The organism is Mameliella sp. CS4 (assembly GCF_019392335.1).
Classification (GTDB): Bacteria; Pseudomonadota; Alphaproteobacteria; order Rhodobacterales; family Rhodobacteraceae; genus Antarctobacter.
The window spans coordinates 18,057-38,741 of sequence record NZ_JAHXRQ010000034.1; the positions used below are offsets into that span (position 1 = coordinate 18,057).

Annotated in this window: 17 protein-coding genes; 12 read left to right on the top strand and 5 right to left on the bottom strand. The window is 64.3% G+C overall.

The annotated features are described in order from the left end of the window. Positions 1–169 precede the first annotated feature (169 nt). Both carA and KZZ07_RS24310 read left to right on the top strand, forming a co-directional pair. On the top strand, positions 170–1,321 hold the full coding sequence (gene carA, locus KZZ07_RS24305) for a glutamine-hydrolyzing carbamoyl-phosphate synthase small subunit (protein ID WP_219518643.1): 1,152 nt from the start codon (positions 170–172) through the stop codon (positions 1,319–1,321). A 136-nt stretch (positions 1,322–1,457) separates the two neighbouring features. Then, complete coding sequence (locus tag KZZ07_RS24310; protein WP_255564571.1) at positions 1,458–3,344, top strand: glycosyltransferase family 2 protein; 1,887 nt, start codon at positions 1,458–1,460, stop codon at positions 3,342–3,344. Positions 3,345–3,350: 6 nt separating this feature from the next. Here KZZ07_RS24310 and KZZ07_RS24315 read toward each other — a convergent pair whose 3' ends face one another. Further along, a complete protein-coding gene (locus KZZ07_RS24315) occupies positions 3,351–4,001 on the bottom strand; it encodes a GntR family transcriptional regulator (RefSeq protein WP_219518652.1) in 651 nt (216 codons plus the stop codon). A 101-nt stretch (positions 4,002–4,102) separates the two neighbouring features. Here KZZ07_RS24315 and KZZ07_RS24320 point away from each other — a divergent pair, with 101 nt between their 5' ends. The 3 genes from KZZ07_RS24320 to KZZ07_RS24330 all read left to right on the top strand — a co-directional run bounded on the left by KZZ07_RS24320 (position 4,103) and on the right by KZZ07_RS24330 (position 6,388). Further along, the gene (locus KZZ07_RS24320; RefSeq protein WP_219518657.1) at positions 4,103–4,771 is read left to right on the top strand and encodes a pyrimidine 5'-nucleotidase; all 669 of its coding nucleotides are present in this window, start codon (positions 4,103–4,105) and stop codon (positions 4,769–4,771) included. An 87-nt stretch (positions 4,772–4,858) separates the two neighbouring features. Further along, on the top strand, positions 4,859–5,065 hold the full coding sequence (locus KZZ07_RS24325; protein ID WP_219518659.1) for a hypothetical protein: 207 nt from the start codon (positions 4,859–4,861) through the stop codon (positions 5,063–5,065). Between the two features lie 129 nt (positions 5,066–5,194). After that, complete coding sequence (locus KZZ07_RS24330) at positions 5,195–6,388, top strand: UbiH/UbiF family hydroxylase (RefSeq protein WP_219518662.1); 1,194 nt, start codon at positions 5,195–5,197, stop codon at positions 6,386–6,388. Between the two features lie 155 nt (positions 6,389–6,543). On the opposite strand, the gene KZZ07_RS24335 is transcribed toward KZZ07_RS24330, so the two are convergent. The 4 genes from KZZ07_RS24335 to KZZ07_RS24350 form a co-directional block, all read right to left on the bottom strand. After that, a complete protein-coding gene (locus tag KZZ07_RS24335; protein ID WP_219518665.1) occupies positions 6,544–7,671 on the bottom strand; it encodes an aminotransferase class V-fold PLP-dependent enzyme in 1,128 nt (375 codons plus the stop codon). Between the two features lie 136 nt (positions 7,672–7,807). Further along, positions 7,808–8,149, bottom strand: coding sequence for a hypothetical protein (locus KZZ07_RS24340; protein WP_219518668.1), 342 nt, complete (start codon positions 8,147–8,149; stop codon positions 7,808–7,810). A gap of 188 nt (positions 8,150–8,337) precedes the next feature. Further along, the gene (locus KZZ07_RS24345; RefSeq protein ID WP_219518673.1) at positions 8,338–8,796 is read right to left on the bottom strand and encodes an Lrp/AsnC family transcriptional regulator; all 459 of its coding nucleotides are present in this window, start codon (positions 8,794–8,796) and stop codon (positions 8,338–8,340) included. Then, a complete protein-coding gene (locus KZZ07_RS24350; protein WP_219518675.1) occupies positions 8,793–9,248 on the bottom strand; it encodes an Lrp/AsnC family transcriptional regulator in 456 nt (151 codons plus the stop codon). The genes KZZ07_RS24345 and KZZ07_RS24350 overlap by 4 nt, the downstream gene beginning before the upstream one ends. A gap of 136 nt (positions 9,249–9,384) precedes the next feature. Here KZZ07_RS24350 and ilvC point away from each other — a divergent pair, with 136 nt between their 5' ends. The 7 genes from ilvC to KZZ07_RS24385 all read left to right on the top strand — a co-directional run bounded on the left by ilvC (position 9,385) and on the right by KZZ07_RS24385 (position 20,638). Further along, positions 9,385–10,407: a ketol-acid reductoisomerase gene (gene ilvC, locus KZZ07_RS24355; protein WP_219518689.1), complete on the top strand. Its 1,023-nt coding sequence runs from the start codon at positions 9,385–9,387 to the stop codon at positions 10,405–10,407. 210 nt (positions 10,408–10,617) lie between these two features. Continuing rightward, the gene (locus KZZ07_RS24360) at positions 10,618–12,189 is read left to right on the top strand and encodes a calcium-binding protein (protein WP_219518691.1); all 1,572 of its coding nucleotides are present in this window, start codon (positions 10,618–10,620) and stop codon (positions 12,187–12,189) included. A 340-nt stretch (positions 12,190–12,529) separates the two neighbouring features. Beyond that, positions 12,530–13,978, top strand: coding sequence for a calcium-binding protein (locus tag KZZ07_RS24365; protein ID WP_219518693.1), 1,449 nt, complete (start codon positions 12,530–12,532; stop codon positions 13,976–13,978). Between the two features lie 329 nt (positions 13,979–14,307). After that, a complete protein-coding gene (locus KZZ07_RS24370) occupies positions 14,308–16,008 on the top strand; it encodes a calcium-binding protein (protein WP_219518696.1) in 1,701 nt (566 codons plus the stop codon). 219 nt (positions 16,009–16,227) lie between these two features. Further along, on the top strand, positions 16,228–17,643 hold the full coding sequence (locus KZZ07_RS24375) for a calcium-binding protein (protein ID WP_219518699.1): 1,416 nt from the start codon (positions 16,228–16,230) through the stop codon (positions 17,641–17,643). 273 nt (positions 17,644–17,916) lie between these two features. Next, positions 17,917–20,046 carry a calcium-binding protein gene (locus KZZ07_RS24380; protein ID WP_219518702.1) on the top strand — a complete coding sequence of 710 codons (2,130 nt, stop codon included), beginning with the start codon at positions 17,917–17,919 and terminating at the stop codon, positions 20,044–20,046. A 154-nt stretch (positions 20,047–20,200) separates the two neighbouring features. Beyond that, positions 20,201–20,638, top strand: coding sequence for a hypothetical protein (locus KZZ07_RS24385; RefSeq protein ID WP_219518705.1), 438 nt, complete (start codon positions 20,201–20,203; stop codon positions 20,636–20,638). Positions 20,639–20,685 lie beyond the last annotated feature (47 nt).

Consider the following 20,685-nt stretch of genomic DNA (forward strand, 5'->3'; position numbering starts at 1 on the left):
TTTGGGTTCATGAAATTGTGACCCTACTTCAGGATGCCCCCTGTTGCAAGCGCAGCATTTTCGCGCCAACCCCCTGATAACCAATGATTTTTGTTTTCCATCAAGCACTTGACCAGCGCCCCGCCCGGCCTTAGGTTCCGGCCAATTTGCCGCCATCCGGAGATCTGCCATGCCTGCTGCCCACGCACGCCCGACCGCCTGCCTTGCCCTTGCCGACGGGACGCTTTTCTATGGCACCGGCTTCGGCGCAACCGGCCAGACGACGGCGGAACTCTGTTTCAACACCGCCATGTCCGGCTACCAGGAGATCATGACCGATCCGTCCTACGCCGGCCAGATCGTCACCTTCACCTTTCCGCATATCGGCAATGTCGGCGTGAACCCGGACGATGACGAGACCGGCGACCCGGTGGCGGCGGGCATGGTGGTGAAATGGATGCCGACGCAAAGCTCGAACTGGCGCGCGGCACAGGAACTGGGCGACTGGCTGGCGGCGCGCGGGCGCATCGCCATCGGCGGCGTCGACACCCGCCGGCTGACCCGTGCCATCCGCCAGCAAGGCGCGCCCCATGTCGCGCTGGCCCATGATCCCGACGGCAATTTCGACACCGAAGCACTGGTCGCCGCCGCGCGCGGCTTTCCGGGTCTCGAAGGGCTGGACCTGGCGCTGGATGTCACCTGTGCGCAAAGCTATCGCTGGGACGAAATGCGGTGGGCCTGGCCGGACGGCTACCAACGGCAGGAACAGGCCCGGCACAAGGTCGTCGCCATCGACTATGGCGCCAAGCGCAACATCCTGCGCTGCCTCGCCTCGGCCGGCTGCGAGGTCACGGTGCTGCCCGCCACCGCCACTTTCGACGATGTCATGGCGCATGAACCCGACGGTGTTTTCCTGTCGAACGGTCCCGGCGACCCTGCCGCCACCGGCGCCTACGCCGTGCCGATGATCCAGCGCCTGCTGTCCGACACGAAACTGCCGGTCTTCGGCATCTGCCTCGGCCACCAGATGCTGGCTCTGGCTGTGGGCGCCAAGACGATCAAGATGAACCACGGCCACCACGGCGCGAACCATCCTGTCAAGGACATGGACACGGGCAAGGTCGAGATCACCTCGATGAACCACGGGTTCGCCGTCGACAGCCAGACGCTGCCGCAAGGCGTTCTGGAAACGCATATCTCGCTCTTCGACGGGTCCAACTGCGGCATTCGCCTGGCCGACCGCCCGGTGTTCAGCGTGCAGCACCACCCCGAGGCCAGCCCCGGCCCGCAGGACAGTTTCTACCTGTTTGAGCGCTTCGCCGCCTCGATGGAGGCGGCCTGAGCGCGCGTTTTTCGAAAAAAACAGCGCTGTGTTAACCGTTTGGCGGCCATTTGCCGCCAGACTGCCTTGTTTGGTTAAGCTTTCGTTTACCAAAGCCATGTGAAGGTTCCGGTAACCGAGTTTACCGGGACGAGGCATGTCAGAGCACCGCCTCCATCTGGCCGAGGCCAAGCTGGCCCAGGCAAAGGGCCGACGTGGCCAGCCCATCAGCCATATCCTGATGGAGGACGGTCGCGTTGCACCGACCGACATGCTGCGCGCGATGGCCGAGGCCAGCCGCATCGGACAATCGGCGCCGCAGGTCGTGGTGGCCGAAGCCATCGCCTCACGCGAGGACGTGCTTGAGGCGCAGGCCCAGCATTTCGGCGCCCTTGTCCTGCGCCGCCGCGACAGCCCGCCCGACCCTGCCGTGCTCGGCCACCTGCCGCCAGAGTTCTGCCTCGAACACGGGGTCCTGCCCTGGATGCGGGTGGGCGATACGCTGCTCTTGGCCACGTCACGGCCAGATGATTTCCCCGAGTTGCTGCCGCTCTTGCCACCCGACATCGGCCCCGTGGTCATGGCGCTGGCGCTGGAGGCCGACATTCATGCCGAGATCTCTGCCCGGGCTGGCGCACAACTGGCCGAGGCCGCCGAGACATGGGTGCCTGACGAAGACAGCTGCCGCGATCTGAACCGGATGACGCCGCGCACGCGGATGCTGGCCATTGGCGCCGGCCTGGTCTGTCTGCTGTTGCTTGTGCTGGCCCCCCGGCTGCTGTTCGGGGCCGCGCTGACGCTGGCGCTGGGGTCCCTCGTGCTGGCGCAACTGATGAAACTGGCGGCGCTCGCCGCCCTGCCCCGGAGCGCTCCGCCGGTGCACGCCACCCTGCCCGCCGATCCGCCGCTGGTCTCGATCCTGGTGCCGCTCTTTCGCGAAGAGGACATCGCCCAGACACTGGTCAAACGCCTGTCGCGGCTCACCTATCCCAAGGCGTTGCTGGATGTCGTGCTGGTGCTTGAGGCCGAGGATCAGCTGACCCGCGAGACATTGGCACGCACGCGCCTGCCGCCCTGGATGCGCACGATCACCGTGCCGCCGGGCCGGATCACAACCAAGCCCCGGGCGCTGAACTATGCCTATCGGTTTACCCGCGGGCAGATCGTGGGCATCTACGATGCCGAGGACGCCCCCGCTCCCGACCAGATCACCCGCGTCGTCGGCCATTTCGACCGCGCCCCGCGTGAGGTCGGCTGCCTGCAAGGGATCCTCGACTACTACAACCCGCGCGCCAACTGGCTGTCGCGCTGTTTCACCATCGAATACGCCAGCTGGTTCCGCATCCTGCTCCCGGGCCTGTCCCGGCTGGGTTTTGTCGTGCCACTGGGTGGGACAACAGTCTTTTTCCGCCGCGAGGTTCTGGAAAAGGTCTGCGGCTGGGACGCCCACAACGTGACCGAGGATGCCGATCTGGGCGTGCGCCTCGCCCGGCACGGATTTCGGACAGAGCTGATGTCCAGCGTCACCCGCGAAGAGGCCAACAACCGGTTCTGGCCGTGGATCAAGCAACGCTCGCGCTGGCTCAAGGGATACGGGATCACCTGGTGGGTCCATAGCCGCGACCCGCGCCGGTTGTGGCGCGACCTGGGACCGAAACGCTTTGCCGGGGTTCAGCTGCTCTTCCTGACGACCCTGGTGCAATTCGCGCTCGCGCCGGTTCTGTGGTCCTTCTGGCTGATCCTGATGGGACTGCCGCACCCGCTGGACCCCCACCTGTCACGGCCGCTGATCCTGGGTCTTACGGCGCTCTTCCTCAGCGCAGAGGCGGTGTCGATCGTGATCGGCTTGGCCGCGCTGGCACGCAGCCCGCACCGCGCGCTTTTTGCCTGGGTGCCGACGCTTTTCGCCTATTTCCCGCTGGGGACATTGGCGATCTACAAGGCGCTTTGGGAAACGCTGCGCAATCCCTTCTACTGGGACAAGACCCAGCATGGCCGCTCGGCCCCGGACCGCCCGGGCGGGGATGTCCCGCCCGAGGGGTAAGCCCCGTCACACCGCCATGTGCTCGGCATTGTCCTGCTTCAGGCGGGTGATGAAAGCGGTCGAGATATGGTCGCGCAGCGCCCGGTAGGCGGCATCCTCGTCACGCTTGGAAATCGCATCGACGATGGCCTGGTGTTCGCCCAGCGCGATCTCTCCGCGCCCCTTGGCCGCCAGCGAGGTTGTCGCCATCAGCGCCATCGACCGATAGACGAGGTCCAGCTGCTGCACCAGGTAGCGGTTGTGCGAGGCCAGGTGGATCATCCGGTGGAACCGCCGGTTGGCCCGCGCCATCGCCGCCGGATCGTTCAACAGCGCGCGGTCCTCCTCGATCATGTCCCGCAACACCCGAACCTCCTCCTCGGTCGCGTGCCGCGCCGCCAGCCGTGCGGCCAGCCCCTCCAGCTCGGACCGAACGGCGTAAAGCTCGGCCATCTGGTTGTGATCCAGCGAGGCCACGATCAGCGACCGCCCGTCCCGCGCCAGGAGCGACTGGGTCTCCAGCCGTTGCAACGCCTCGCGGATCGGCGTGCGCGACACGCCGAAACGTTCTGCCAGTTCGCTTTCCACAAGGCGGTCACCCGGCTTGTAGATACCTGAATCGATGGCTTCGAGGATCATCGTATAGGCATCTTTTTGTGCCGGCTTGACCTCACTCATAGAACCCTCCCTGCGTCCACCGCGCAACGATAGCGCCAGCGGCATGGCAGGTTCAAGCTGCGCCGATTGCCGCGCGACCTACCAAAAGGTAGGCATATGCCATGACCAAGGACAGATTTGCCCATGTGCGGGCCTGGGTCTTTGACCTGGACAACACGCTTTACTCGCCCGCCGTGCGCCTCTTCGACCAGATCGAGGCGCGCATGAACAGCTATGTCATGCGCGTGACCGGCGCCGCGCGGGATGAGGCCGCCCAGCTGCGCCGTGACTACTGGGCGCGCTACGGGACCACGCTGGCCGGGCTGATGACCCATCACGAGGTCGACCCCGAGGACTACCTGGTGGACGTGCACGACATCTCCTTTGACGCGCTGACACCCGATCCGCATCTTGCGGACCTGATCGCCACCCTTCCCGGCCGCCGCATCGTCTATACCAACGGCAGCGCGCCCTACGCGGCCCAGGTGCTCAAAGCCCGCGGGCTGGAGGCCGCCTTTGACGCGATCTACGGTGTCGAACACGCGGGTTACGCGCCCAAACCCCGCCCCGAGGCATTTGAGCGTGTCTTTGCCCGCGATGGGCTGGACCCGGCGGAGGCGGCGATGTTCGAGGACGACCCGCGCAACCTTGCCGCCCCGCACGCGATGGGCATGCGCACGGTTCATGTCGCGCCAGAGGCCGCCCCGGCAGACCACATCCACCATCACACGGATGACCTGGCGGGCTTCTTGCGCGGGCTGAAGTCGCGGGCCGGGAAATTGATCCAGTAAAGCTTCATATCGCATGCGACATTAAGCACCTGTTCGAGAGGTGCCGAAATGTTATCTCGTCTCCAGAACAAATCAGGAGATGTGAATATGTCGATTGCCGAAACCCCCGCCACCACGGACATGCCGCGCAAGGCGATCTCGCCCGAACAGGTGGCCTACCTGATTGCCGCGCTGCTGGTAGGGACTGGCGCCGCCATGACCGCGCTCTTTGGCCTTGCGGGGCTCGCGATGACGGCATTGGCCCTCGTCCCGGTGGTCTACGTGGTGCTGATCCTCATCTCCGTCGGCAAGTAAGACGTCGCATGCCCTGATGCGGTCGCGGATGCACTGCCCCCGCGACCGCACACCGCGCCCCGCGCGACAGCGATCCCGATACACTTTCGCCTGCGCCCGCCCTAGGGTCTCGGCAAAGGAGTCGTGAAGATGGATTATGATATCGTCATTTCGGGCGGCGGCATCGCGGGGCTGACCGCGGCGGCGGGTTTTGCCTCGGCCGGGTTCTCGACGCTCATCGTCGACCCCACCCCGCCGGTGACAGAGCGCGAAGCCGAAGGCGCGGACCTGCGCACCACGGCCTTCCTGCAACCGGCACAGTCTTTCCTGGAGGAAATCGGCCTCTGGCCGCGCCTCGCCGATCACGCCATGCCGCTGCAGGTCATGCGTATCGTCGATGCCGGTGGACCCGTGGCTGAGCCGCGCGTGACCCGCGATTTCGATGCCGAAGATCTTTCGGACAAGCCCTTTGGCTGGAACCTTCCCAACTGGTTGCTCCGCCGGGAAATGGCGGCCCGCCTGGGCGAGCTGGCCAACGTCGATTTCCGCCCCGGCACGGGCACCAAGGCGCTTTTCACCCGCGAGGGCGAGGCCCGCGTGACGCTGTCGGACGGCAGCAAGGTGCGCTGCCGGATGGTGGTGGCCGCGGACGGGCGCGCATCGCCCATGCGTCAGGCGGCCGGGATTGGGGTCAAGACCACGCGGTTCGGACAAAAGGCGCTGGCCTTTGCCGTCACCCACCCGATCCCGCATTGCAATGTCTCGACCGAAATCCACCGCACCGGCGGCCCCTTCACCCTGGTTCCCCTGCCCGACCTCGACGGCCGCCCCTGTTCGGCGGTGGTCTGGATGGAGGACGGCCCCAAGGCACAACGCCTCTTCGACCTGGCCCCTGCAACCTTCCAGGCGGAAATGTCGGAACGCTCTTGCTTTCTCTTCGGCCCGCTGGAACTGGCCTCGCGCCGCTCGATCTGGCCGATCATCGCGCAAGAGGCCGATCGGCTCTCCTCCCAGCGCCTGGCCCTGGTGGCCGAGGCGGCGCATGTGGTGCCCCCCATCGGCGCGCAGGGTCTCAACATGAGCCTCAAGGACATTGCTGCCTTACGGGATCTGGCAATGGCCCGCCCCGAGGGGCTGGGCGATGCGCAGATGCTGGACGCCTATCACCGCAGCAGGATCACGGATATCCGCGCGCGCGTCGCCGGGATCACCGCGCTCAACCGCATATCGCAGCTGTCTGCGCAACCTCTGCGTGACATCCGCGCCAAGGGACTGGACGCGCTCTATGGCCTCAAGCCTGTGCGCACCTCGCTCATGCAGATGGGACTGGGCGCACGCGGATAGGAGAAAAGGGGGCGCTGCCCCCTCTGGGCCGGCGGCCCATTCACCCCCGGAGGTATTTGACGCCCAAAGAAGACAAAGGCGCGTACCCGGTGTTTCTTTGGGCCTAAAATACCTCCGGGGGAGTCGCCAGAGGCGACGGGGGCAGAGCCCCCTTCTTACAGAACCTGGTCCACCACCTTGCGCAACCGGGCGACAGTGGCCTCGACATCGTACAGCTTGTCCAGCCCGAACAGACCGACGCGGAAGGTCGAGAACTCCGGCGGCTCATCGCATTGCAGCGGGACACCGGCGGCGATCTGCATGCCGTGCGCGGCAAAGGCCTTGCCGGTCTTGATCTCCGGATCGGCGGTATAGCAGACCACCACGCCCGGCGCGCCATAGCCCTCGGCGGCGACGGATTTCCCGCCCTTCTCGGCAAACATCGCGCGCACCGCGTCGCCCAGCGCCCATTGCGCCGCCTTCAGCTTGTCAAAGCCATAGGCGCGGGTTTCGGCCATCGTGTCGCGGAAGGACCGCAGCCCGTCTGTCGGCATGGTGGCGTGGTAGGCATGGCCGCCGTTCTCGTAGGCCTGCATGATCTGGTACCATTTCTTCAGATCGACGGCGAAGCTGTCCGAGGTGGTCTTGTCCAGCCGCTCAAGCGCGCGTTCGGACATCATGACCAGCCCGGCACAGGGGGTCGAGGACCAGCCCTTTTGCGGCGCCGAAATCAGCACATCGACCCCGGTCGCGCGCATGTCGATCCAGGCGCAGCCCGAGGCGATGCAGTCCAGCACCATCAGCGCGCCGACCTCATGCGCGGCCCTGGCCAGCCGGGTCACGTAGTCATCCGGCAGGATCACCCCGGCCGAGGTTTCGACATGTGGGGCAAAGACCACATCGGGGCGCGTCTCGGCGATCTTGGCCTCGACCTCCTCGATCGGCGCGGGGGCAAAGGGCGCGTCGGACGCGTTGCCCGTGCGCCGTGCCTTCATCACCGTGGTCTCTCCGGCGAAACCGCCCGCCTCGAAGATCTGCGACCAGCGGTAAGAGAACCAGCCATTGCGCACCACCAGAACGTCGGCACCACGCCCGAACTGACGCGCCACCGCCTCCATCCCGTAGGTGCCGCCACCGGGCACCAGGGCCACGCCATCGGCGGCATAGACCTCTTTCAGCATGGCTGAAATATCGCGCATCACCTCCTGAAAGGCGGCGGACATGTGGTTGAGCGAGCGGTCGGTGAAGACGACCGAGAATTCTTCCATCCCTTCGGGATCGACTGTGTCAAGCAAGGCAGCCATAGGGTCCTCCATGTTTGCGCCAAGCTCTATCCCGCCCGGCGCGCGGCGAAAAGGCCAACAAAAGGGGCAGAGATGAAAAACGGCGGCGCGAGGCACGCGCCGCCGTGTCCACAATGCCGCGTTCGGACCCGAATGATCAGTTGCCGACCAGCTCTGCGGCGGGGTTGTAGCCCGCGACCACAACGACGTCGTTGGTGCGGATGAACTTGAAGGTCACGTCGCGCGCATCCGGCAGGCCGAAGGTGACGTTGTCGCCCTCCTGCAGCAGCATCACCAGGCGCGCGGGCTCGGCGGTGTCCTCGGTGACATAGGTCGCGACCAACTCATAGCCGGCCTCTGCCTCGGTCCAGTAGAGGCTCATGTCGATGCCGGCCTCGTGCAGGGTCGCGCCGGCGGCGGGGGCGTCCAGGGTCACAGTCCCCGCAAGGGCGGCGGTCGAGGTCAGCGCAAAGGCGGCGGCGGTCAGGAGCTTGTTCATGATGGTCCCCATGTTCGTCTTGGTTGCACGGCGGGTCCGCGTCCGGCAGGCCCGATCTAATTCTGCACTGCAGCATAGACCATGCCAAGGCGGCGGTACCATGCTCAATACCGCATAGCCGCCATGAGGATTTCACCCAAGCCACTGTATGCAAAGGAATACTTTTGGCGCCCGCATACCCCGTGCTGTCAGCCCAGCGGCCCGGGGCGCCGCTCCTCGCTGAGCAGCACATTGGCGTCCAGATTGCCGACCCCGGGCAAGGTCATGATCCGCCGCCGCAGCACGCGCTCGAAATCCGGCAGGTCCCGCGCCACGACGCGCAGGCGATAGTCATAGGCGCCCAGCACATGTTCCACGGTCTGCACCTCGGGGATGGCGCTGACCGCGCGTTCGAAATCCTCAAGACTGACACGCCCCTTTGTGGCCAGCTTGACCCCCAGAAAGACGGTCACGCCAAACCCCAGCGCCGCCGTGTCCACATCCAGCCGGGTTGCGCGAAAGACCCCCGCCTCGCGCAGGCGCTTGATCCGCCGCCAACAGGCGGGCTGCGACAGGCCCAGGTCCCGCCCCAGCGCCCCGGCAGAGGCCGTCGCATCCTGTGCCAGCGCGCGGATCAACGCACGATCAGTGTCGTCCAGGGCGATCACAGCGGCAACGCCTCGCGGTCCTTGACTCGGGCGACATGCATCAGTGCCTCGATGTCGGCGATATGCGGCAGGGTCAGCAGACGGTCGCGGTAAAGCTGCTGGTAATGCGCCATGTCCCGCGCGATCACCGACAGCCGCACGTCCACCTGCCCCAGAAAGGTCTGGATCTCCAGCACCTCGGGCACCTCGCGCGCGGCGGCGATGAACTCGTCGAAGGCGCGCGGCTGGGTCTTGTCCAGCGTCACCCGCAAGGAGACCTCGACCTCGTAGCCCAGCGCCCGCCAGTCGATCACCCCGCGCAACCCGTGCAAGACGCCGCGCGTGCGCAACCGCTCCAGCCGCCGTGCCAGGGTCGAGGCCGTGACCCCTGCCCGGTCGGCCAGGGCGCCGCCCGCCATCTCGGGCTCTGCCATCATGTGGCGCAGGATGCGCCTGTCCGTGTCGTCGAGCATGAATTCACCGCCAATCGGAAAAATAGCGCATGATGTTTCTTCTTTCTGACAAATACTCAAGAAAAACGCAAACACTCTCGCGCCGCCGGGCGTAGATTGCCGACCAGAACAACAAGACCAAGGAAGAAGTGCCAACATGCGCGTTTACTATGATCGCGATTGCGATGTGAACCTGATCAAGGACAAGAAAGTTGCCATCCTGGGCTACGGCAGCCAGGGCCACGCCCACGCGCTGAACCTGCGCGACAGCGGCGCCAAGAATGTCTGCGTGGCGCTCCGCGAAGGCTCGCCCTCGCGCGCCAAGGCCGAAGGCGAAGGCCTGCAGGTCATGGGCATCTCCGAAGCCGCAGCCTGGTGTGACGTGATCATGTTCACCATGCCCGACGAACTGCAGGCAGAGACCTACAAGAAATACGTCCACGACCACCTGAAAGAGGGCTCTGCCATCGCCTTTGCCCACGGTCTGAACGTGCACTTCGGCCTGATCGAGCCCAAGCCCGGCGTCGACGTCATCATGATGGCGCCCAAGGGCCCCGGCCACACCGTGCGCGGCGAATACACCAAGGGCGGCGGCGTGCCCTGCCTCGTGGCCGTCGACAACGACGCCACCGGCAAGGCGCTGGAAATCGGCCTGTCCTACTGCGCCGCGATCGGCGGTGGCCGTTCGGGCATCATCGAGACCAACTTCCGCGAGGAATGCGAAACCGACCTCTTCGGCGAACAGGCGGTTCTCTGCGGCGGCCTGGTCGAGCTGATCCGGATGGGCTTCGAGACCCTGGTCGAAGCCGGCTACGCGCCGGAAATGGCCTATTTCGAGTGCCTGCACGAGGTCAAGCTGATCGTGGACCTGATCTACGAAGGCGGCATCGCCAACATGAACTACTCGATCTCGAACACCGCCGAATACGGCGAATATGTCTCGGGCCCGCGCATCCTGCCCTACGACGAGACCAAGGCCCGGATGAAGGCGGTTCTGACCGACATCCAGACCGGCAAGTTCGTGCGTGACTTCATGCTGGAAAACGCTGTTGGCCAGCCCTCGTTCAAGGCGACCCGCCGCATCAACGACGAACACCAGATCGAGGCCACCGGCGAAAAGCTGCGCGGCATGATGCCCTGGATCTCGGCCGGCAAGATGGTCGACAAGTCGAAGAACTGATCCGGGACGGCGGGCGCGACGCCCGTCCGAAACCGGAACACCGACGCCCCCTTTCGAGGGGGCGTTTTTTTGTCCGCGGCGCATGCCGGGTCCTGTGAATTTCCCGTCTTCCTTGACCGTCAGTCCGGAGCAGCATTTAAAGGTGCGGCCCAACAGGCAAACCGCCTCTAAACCAAATACTTTTTTCGGACCAGCATTGGAGAACCAGCCATGACAGTTCTTTCATCGACAACCTCCACCGTCACCGTTACGGCAAACGATCCCACTTTCTTACTGGCGGGAAACAGTATCGTCACCACGGGAGGCGGCACCGACGCTGTGATCGACAGCAACCTTGGCGCTTTCAATTTCTACAACTACGGCACCATCATCAGCCATGACGATGGTCTTGCCCTGACGGGCGAATTTGACGCCTTATTTCTCAACGGCAACACCGGCCTCGTGCAAACCGCCGACAGCGCCGTCATTGTCTTTGCGGGCAACGGCAACACGGTCACCGTCATCAACGAAGGCAGTCTGGCGGGCGAACAGGAAGGCATCCTGTTTTCCGGAAGCGACCTTGGAGACCGGGCCATCGTCCAGAACTCCGGCTCGGTCACCGGCGAACTTCAGGGTGTCAATTCCTTTCGGCAGCTTTCACTGCACAACAGCGGAACGATCTTCGGTGTCAACACCGGCGTCAACCTGACCACTACGTCGGACAATTCTCGCATTGCCAACAGCGGCAACATCCTGTCCGACAGTGTCGGCTTGAATATCCGCGGCGACAGCACCACGGTTGTCAACAACGGGCTGATCGAAGCCGCGGACGGGATCAACCTGACGAATGTCGTGACCGGCTTCGTGCTCGAGAATTTCGGCACCGTTGCGGGCACGTTGCATTCGATCACCCTCAACGCCGGTGACGATATCGTCCGAAATTTCGGCACGCTCGCGGGGGTGGCCGGGTTTTCCGGCGGGCACGACATTTTCATCAATGGCGGCACCGCGTCGAACACCGTGCAGATGGGCACCGGCAACGACCTGGTGCGCGCGGTTGGCAGCGGCACATTTGGCGGAACGGTCTTCGGAGAGGAAGGGCTGGACACGCTGCTCGGGGCCGACAGCGCGGATCGCCTCGATGGCGGGGTCGACGACGACCTGATCGCGGGGCATGGCGGCAACGATACCCTTCTGGGAGACGCGGGGAACGACACGATCTTTGGCGGCGCGGGCGATGACGACATGGACGGCGGCGCCGACGACGACGTGATGAACGGCGGATCCGGCGGCGACAGCCTCACCGGCGGCATCGGCAACGACGTGCTGATCGGCCAGGACGGCAGCGACAGCCTGGACGGTGGCGCCGACAACGACACGATGGACGGAGGCAACGGCGGCGACATCCTCGAAGGCGACGATGGCAACGACATCCTGCGAGGACGTGCCGGGGAGGACGATCTGGCGGGCGGGTTGGGCCGTGACTTTCTGACCGGCGGGCAGGATGCGGACAACTTTGTCTTCCGCGCTCTGGCCGAGACGGTCGTCGGTGCCAACCGCGACCAGATCATCGACTTTGAACCGGGTGTGGACATGATCGTGGTTGCGGGCCTCTCGCCGGGGGTTTTCGAGTTCAGGGGCACGGCTGCTTTCGATCCCTCCGGCAACCCGGAATTGCGGCTGCTGGAAACCGCCACAGGGTCGACCATCGTGCAGCTGGACGCCGATGGCGACGGCGCGGCGGATGCGGAAATCCGGGTGGCCAATGTCACCGGCCTGACGGCGGATGACTTCGTCCTGTAGAGTGCTCGCCTCATAGGCGTCAGGGTCGGTGAAGGACCAGGGCCAAAGGCGCGCAGCCGCGTGGCATGATGCTCTGGATCCTTGCCGGCAAGATGGTTGACACCTCCATGAACTGATCTCGTTCTTCAGCAGCAGGCCCGTCACGAACGGGTCTGCCCAACGGATCACAAACACCGGAATCTGCGACAGGCCCAGAATGTTTTGACAGCTCAGCCCTTTTGGGAGGACCATGCATGTCTTCCGGGCCGATAGCAGGCACCCCTCACGATTGCTTCGTCACGAGTCCCCGTTACCGCCCCTGCCAGGCTCCGCGCATTCTTTGCAAACAGGAGACGAGACCATGGCAACCTTCGTGATCAGCACACTGACAAACGCGCAAACCAACCTCGCGATAAACGACGAATACTATTTGCTCGAAGGGGTGACGCAGTACTTCAGCACCTCCACGCTCAACGTGACCGGCACAAACACGGACGTGTTTGTGCTTGGGACTTTGATTGCCACCGGTGGCGATGTGATAGCTGATGCCGGGAATGCCAGTTCTGTCATCTACATCGGCCCGAACGGTCAAGTCCTGGCACCGGATATCTTTCGCCCCTTCAATTTCACCGGAAACAGCGCCTGGGTGACCAACCATGGCACCATTTCTGGCGGTCAGTCCGAACTGGCCGGGGCGAACAACACCTTCGTCAATACCGGGACGCTGAACGGCACCAATGGGGGTCAGACGATAGCGGCACTGCTGATGAACGGGGACAACGCGCGGATCGTCAACAACGGGCTGATGACCTCGACCTCCGGCTCGGTCATCAAACTGGGCGGCACCTCGGAGGTCAGCAACACTGGCACGATCAGCGGCACCCTGGACGCAATCGTAGCCACATCCCTAAGCATTTCGGAAAGCCTGACCCTGTTCAATTCCGGCACCATCACCGCGCCCGACGATGCGATTGGTGCGGGAAGCGGGGCGGATAGCGTGATCAATCTAGGCACAATCTGGGGCGATGTAGCGCTTGGCGCAGGCGCCGACACCTATCGCGCTAATGGGTCCGGGGGCACCGAAGGACTCGTCGAAGGCCAGGCAGGCAACGACACGCTGTTGGGCGGCGATCTGGCTGACGACCTTGACGGTGGCGGCGATGATGACAAGCTGGTCGGGCGCGGCGGTGACGATATTCTGGCGGGCGGCGGCGGCAATGACGTCATCCTTGGCGGTGCAGGCAATGACGACATCGACGGCGGAGCCAACAACGACACGCTGAACGGCAATGCCGGCGACGACACGATCCTTGGCGATCTTGGCAACGACATCCTGGTCGGTCAGGATGGAAGCGATTTCCTCGACGGCGGCGCCGACAACGACACGATGGACGGAGGCAATGGCGACGACGTGCTTGAGGGCGGCGACGGCGACGATATCTTGCGCGGCCGCGCGGGTGAGGACGACCTCGCGGGCGGGCTGGGCCGCGACTTCCTGACTGGCGGGCAGGACGCGGACAACTTTGTCTTCCGCGCGCTGGCTGAAACCGTGGTCGGCGCCAATCGCGACCAGATTTTGGATTTCGAACAGGGCGCCGACAGCATCGTCGTTGCGGGCCTCAGCCCGGGTGTGTTCGAGTTCCGGGGCACCGCCGCGTTTGCCCCTTCGGGCAATCCGGAACTGCGGCTCTTCGAGACGCCGACCGGCTCGACCATCGTGCAGCTGGACGCCGATGGCGACGGGATCGCTGACGCCGAGATCCGCGTTGCCAACGTGACGGGGCTGACGGCGGAAGACTTCGTGCTGTAGAGCGCGCGCCTCACAGGCGTCAGGGTCGGTGAAGGATCAAGGCCAAAGGCGTCTAGCCACGCGGCATGATGCCCTGGATCGTTGCCGGCAAGATGGTCGTCCCCTCCAGGAACTAAAACCGCCTGCCGGGCCCTCCGGCCCAGGCAGATCATCGGAACGCCCCCTCGCGGGGCGTTCCTTTTCGTTTGGAAAGCCAACATCCAGAGTCGACGCTCAGCACCAGGCACCGATGACGGACATCTTTTCTTGATCGTGGACACCCGATCATGAAGGTTAACCATACGTTAATTTAACGCCGACGGCACATGTCGGCCGATTTTGGAGCGACCATGGCCATCAGCATCATTTCCAGCAGCACATCCACCGTGTTCCTTACCTCGACCAACGTTGGCATCCTTCCCGAGGGAAACTCGGTCTATTCCACGAGCAATGGCATCGTTCTGACCAGCCCCACCCTCGCGGATCTCGTCGTACGGGGGGCCGTGGCAGGCTTGAGCGGGATTCTTGCCGCGGATGTCGGCGACGGCAGCGGACGCGTCAGCATTGTCGTCGGTGAAACGGGAACGGTCGACGGCGCCAACCGAGGCATCCTCAGCAACCGCCTCGCCACAAGCATCGACATCCAGGGGTCGGTGACGTCACAGGGAAGCTCCACTGTGCGGCTCGACCCCCCCGCGAGCGGAACCAGTGTGTTCGAGTCCACGATCACGATATCGGGGCATGTCTCCGGTATCGGGGATGGGCTCCTTATCAATCAGGCCGAAACCAAGATATTCAACTCGGGACTGATCGCCGCTGGCACGGGGATCCGGATCAATGAGGCAGACACCCGGATCGTCAACACGGGCGAAATCATCGGGAATGCCTTTGACAATTCCAACAGTAACGCTGGCCGGGCAATCATTGGCAGCGACGCGCTCGACATCATCAATTCGGGCATTCTCAGCGGCACGGCGTCTGACGTTGTGCTGTCGACGTCGACCACGGCTGTCGACAGAGTGCAGAACACGGGTCTGATCAACGGCGGCGTGAACCTGAACGGCGGCAACGACACGGTCATCAACGGCGGCACGATCGGCGGCGATGTCGTCCTTGGCGATGGCGCCGACACCTATCGCGGGATCGGCACCGGGGTCGCCACCGGTGTTGTCCTTGGCGAGGGCGGCAACGACACGCTGGCTGGCGGCGACCTGGCGGACAACCTCGATGGCGGCGCCGACGCCGACACGCTGGTCGGGCGCGGGGGCGACGACACGCTGGTCGGCGGCGCGGGCGACGACCTGATCTTTGCCGGGGCGGGCAGCGACACCGTGACCGCCGGGACCGAGAACGACACGGTGCGCGGCGGCGCGGGCGACGACACGGTGTTCGGCGGATCGGGCAATGACGATATCTTTGCCAACGAAGGCGACGACGACCTGATCGGCGAGGGTGGCAACGATTTCATCCAGGGCGGCACCGGCAACGATTATATCGAAGGCGGCGCCAACAACGATACGCTGAACGGCAATGCCGATGACGACACCTTGTTCGGCGACGGGGGCAACGACGTGCTGGTCGGGCAGGACGGCAGCGATTTCCTGGATGGGGGGGCCAACGACGACACGATGGACGGCGGCGATGGCGACGACATTCTCGAAGGCGGCGACGGCAACGACATCCTGCGCGGCCGCAACGGAGAGGACGACCTCGCCGGAGGACTGGGCCGCGACTTCCTGACCGGCGGTCAGGGCGCGGACAACTTCGTCTTTCGGGCGCTGGCCGAAACCGTGGTGGGCGCGAACCGCGACCAGATCATCGATTTTGAACAGGGTGTGGACCTGATCGTGGTGGCGGGCCTGTCGCCCGGTGTCTTCGAGTTCCGCGGCACGGCGGCATTCGCCCCCTCCGGGAACCCGGAATTGCGGCTTGTGGAAACCGCCACCGGCTCGACCATCGTGCAACTGGATGCCAATGGCGATGGCACGGCGGACGCCGAGATCCGGGTCGCGAATGTCACAGGGCTGACGGCGGATGATTTTGTTCTCTGAGGCCGCCGAGACCCTCGTCAGACGAGACAAGATCCTGCAGAAAGCGCTTGATTGGGCGGTCTGGGTCGGGGTTTCCTGACCGGTATTGCCCCCCGGCGCGACGTCAGGTCCGCGCGGGCGACATAGGCGAATTGGCCGACCAGGGGATCCTGCCCGCCCGCAGGCGGATACGCGGACCCGTCTTCGCACAAGCAACATATTTGAAAAGGAATACGCATCATGGCCAGCTTTGTTATCAGCGGTTCGTCCACCACAGCGCAAACCCTGACCGGCGGTGAAACCGGGGTCGTGTCCGGGCCGAATTCGCAACTCGTGGTGACAGGAGACCCGATCAGTACGTCCGGTGCGGGCACGAACTATGTCTATGTCGGCGGACTCGTGCTGGCGAACTCCGTCTCCGCCACGGACAATGCGATCGTTGCCACAGGCGCGCGGACCGAAATCAGCGTGGGGCCCAGCGGAGTCTTGCAGGCCCTGAACGACGACACGGTCAGCATGCGGATGACCAGCGACGCCACCCTCTTGAACGCGGGCACCATCCTGTCAGGTGAGGATGCGGTCGACATCCGGACAGAGGATGGATTCACAAACACCGACATTTCCAACAGCGGTCTGATTCAGGGGAGCTCGGACGGTCTGGCGGCGGATGCGGGAACGGCCCCGTTGTTCATGATCAACACCGGCACGATCATCGGCCAATCCGGTTTCGGGATCTATGCCAATTGGCAATTGAGCAGCACCGGGACCGCCACTTTGAACAACAGCGGCACAATTATCGGGAACAGCGGCAGCTACACCGCCTTCAATGGAACCGGCATGAACATCATCAATAACGCCGGGCTGATGGTCGGGGATATCTTCTTGGACAACAACAACGACGTCTACAGGGGCACCTCGGGCGAGGTGCAGGGCACGGTGTATGGCGACGAGGACAATGACCTGCTGATCGGCGGCGAGGCGGTGGACCTGTTCGACGGAGGCGCCGACAACGACACGCTGATTGGCCATGGCGGCGATGACAGCCTGGAGGGCGGCAGCGGCCTCGACGTCATCCTGGGCGGCGCGGGCAACGACGAGATCAACGGCGGCACCGACAACGACACGATGAACGCCAATGCCGGCGATGACACCGTCTATGGCGAGGGCGGCAATGACATCCTTGTCGGGCAGGACGGATCGGACCTGCTCGACGGCGGTGACAACGATGACATCCTCGATGGCGGCAACGGCGACGACATCCTCGAAGGCGGCTCTGGCAATGACATCCTGCGCGGCCGCGCGGGCGAGGACGACCTGGCCGGCGGGCTGGGCCGCGACTTCCTGACCGGCGGTCAGGATGCGGACACCTTCGTCTTTCGCGCCCTGGCTGAAACCGTGGTCGGCGCCAATCGCGACCAGATCCTTGATTTCGAACAGGGCGTGGACAGCATCGTCGTGGCGGGCCTGTCGCCCGGTGTCTTCGAGTTCCGCGGCACGGCGGCATTCGCCCCCTCCGGAAACCCGGAATTGCGGCTTGTGGAAACCGCCACAGGCTCGACCATCGTGCAACTGGATGCCAATGGCGATGGCACGGCGGACGCCGAGATCCGGGTCGCGAATGTCACCGGGCTGACGGCGGATGATTTTGTGCTCTGACCGAGAACGCGGGGCCGCGCCCCCTGCCCTCATGAACATCTGAGACCCGGGCGCCTTGACCGGGTCGCTTTCCGGGCCTTCCGGCACCCCCATTGCCGAAACGCGCGTCTCTTCGCTTTCCCAGCCCCACGCACACAACCCAAAGCTGAAACCTTCAGACACTCATTTGGCCGCCGCGCGATGACCCTTGGACGACGCCGGCAGGCGTGTAGGGTGAAAAGGTTAACAACTGGAAAAAAACCTGCAATTCATAACGTCCAAAGGGAATATCAGATGGCACTCTTCATCCGCACCACCGACCAGACCACCGGCGACACCATCAGCACGGGCGACGATTACATCCTGCGCGAAGGCGTGCTGGTCAGCGACCAGGATTCGGACGCGCTGTTGATCGACACGACCGGTGGCAACGCCGTTCAGATCGGCGGAAGCCTGTTCGCCTCAGTCGCTGCCGAAGGGCTCAAGGTCAATGCCGATAACGTCAATGTCAACATCCTGACCACGGGATCGGTTGCCGGGGGCGGTTTCGGAATCGAGATCATCGGAACGGATGCGTCGATCCTCAATGCGGGCGCGGTCCTCGGCGCCAATTTCGCCGGCGTCATGGTCCAGGACACCGCCATTGACAGCATTTTTGCGAATTCAGGCTCGGTCAACGGCGATTACGGCTTTGTCCTGCGCGCCGATGGCACCGCCGTCTCCAACAGCGGAACCATCATTGGCCAGATCGACGCCTTTTCATCCACCGATGTCTCGCAGGCCGCGGACCTCTCTCTGGACAACAGCGGCCTGATGCGCGCCGACGAACGGGTCGTCGACCTGGATTTGGGCGGGCACCGTATCGTCAACTCCGGGCAGATGGCGGGCGGGATCAACGGCATCCGCATCGGCCAGAACGACAACGACATCTACAATTCCGGGACGATCAACTCTGCCCTCGACGCCATCTCGATCGGGGCCAACGGGAACAAGATCGTCAACGACGGCGCGCTGATATCCAGCGATGGCAATGGGGTCAGGGTCTCCGGCAGCGACACGACGGTCGGTGACCTGATCACCAACAACGGGCAGATCCACGCGGGCAACAATGCGATCCAAAGCGAAGCCGGCAAGACGCGGGTACTCAACACCGGCGAGATCGTGGCCCAGAACGATGGATTGGCCGTGGGAGGCACCGGCGCTTGGGTCGTCAACAGCGGGACGATAACGGCGGGCGAAGAAGCGATTAACGGCGATGGCGGCATGAAAATCATCAATTCGGGCACCATGACCGGCGGTTTGAGCGCCATCGTCCTGGGCTCGCGCGCGGCCGGTTCCCGTATCCTGAACACGGCAACGGGCAATATCGCCAGCGCCACATGGGGCATTTACGTGTTTGACAACACTGATGTTGTGATCACCAACCATGGCACCATCGCAGGCGCCTCTACAAACGCAGCTGTCGAGTTTCTGAGCAATGCCGGCAGCACGGCAAAGGTGGTGAACACCGGCACCCTGACCAGCGGCATCCGCGGCGCAGACGGGCGTGAGACGGTCAACAACACCGGACTGATCGAAGGTTCCGTCCAACTGAACGCCGGCGACGACGTGGTCATCAACGGCGGCACGGTCACACGCGATGTCGATCTGGGCGGCGACAACGATCTGTTCCGCGCCACGGGCGACGGCGTCGTGATCCAAGGGGTCATCGGCGGGACCGGCGACGACACGCTGATCGGCGCCAATGGCGACGACCTCTTCCGAGGCTTTGCCAACGACGACCTTTTGGCCGGACACGGCGGGGACGACACGCTGGACGGCGGCGTGGGCGCCGACACAATCTTTGGCGGCGCGGGCGACGACTCGGTGATCGGCGGAACCCAGGACGACACGCTCAACGGCGGCGCAGGCAACGACACCATCCTTGGTGACAACGGCAACGACCTGCTGATCGGGCAGGACGGGGCGGACCGGCTGGAAGGCGGCGATGACAACGACACGATGGACGGCGGCAACGGTGATGACGTTCTGGAAGGCGGCGCCGGCAACGACATCCTGCGGGGCCGCGCCGGCGAGGACGAGCTGGCCGGGGGCCTTGGCCGCGACTTCCTGACCGGCGGCGTGGGCGCGGATTTCTTCGTCTTCCGGGCGCTGACAGAGACCGTCGTGGGCGCCAACCGTGACCAGATCCTGGATTTCGAACAGGGCGTCGACCTGATTTCGGTCGCGGGCCTCAGCCCGGGTGTGTTCGAGTTCCGCGGCACGGGCGCTTTCGCCCCCTCGGGCAATCCCGAGCTGCGGCTCTTCGAAACGCCCACCGGCTCGACCATCGTGCAGCTGGATGCCGATGGCGACGGCAACGCCGATGCCGAGATCCGGGTGGCCAATGTGACCGGGTTGACGGCGGATGACTTCGTGCTCTGACACTCTCGCGCGCCGGGACGGGCCTGATCGGCGCGCGACTTCACCTCTCTGACCGGCAGTTCGACACCGGCCATCGTGGACGGCGGAGAGCTTTACGTGTCCCAGGGTGTGCAGATCATCTCGACCGCTGGCGCCGGCTTTCGCGGCCCCTGACTTGAACGAATACGATATCCGTGTCGACGACGCGATCATCGGCCAGCACGGCATCCGCTGGAATTCGCAGGGAGGGATCGACGGCACCATCACGGTCGGTCAAACGGGCGTCGTTCACGGCTTTGATTTTGGCGAAGCGATTATCGTCGACCCCGCGCCGGCCAATTCATCCGGCCGTTTTTCTCTCTTCAACGCCGGAGAGATCTCCAGCGCGACGGATCGCACCGTTTACCTGGGCAATCAATTTCGCGCCAACGTCGAAAACACCGGACTGATCCAGTCCGGCGCGGGAAATGCCGTTCAGTTCGACCTCACGATCAACGCAAAAGTGACCAACACCGGTACGATCGCAACCTCCTCTTCCATCAGCCCGGCAATCCTCTATAGCAAGGACCCAGATCCCGGTCTTCTAGGGTCAGGACCCATTGATTTGGTTTGACGTGCATGATTCACCGTTCGAAAACGAGTGGTGACCATGTCTGATCT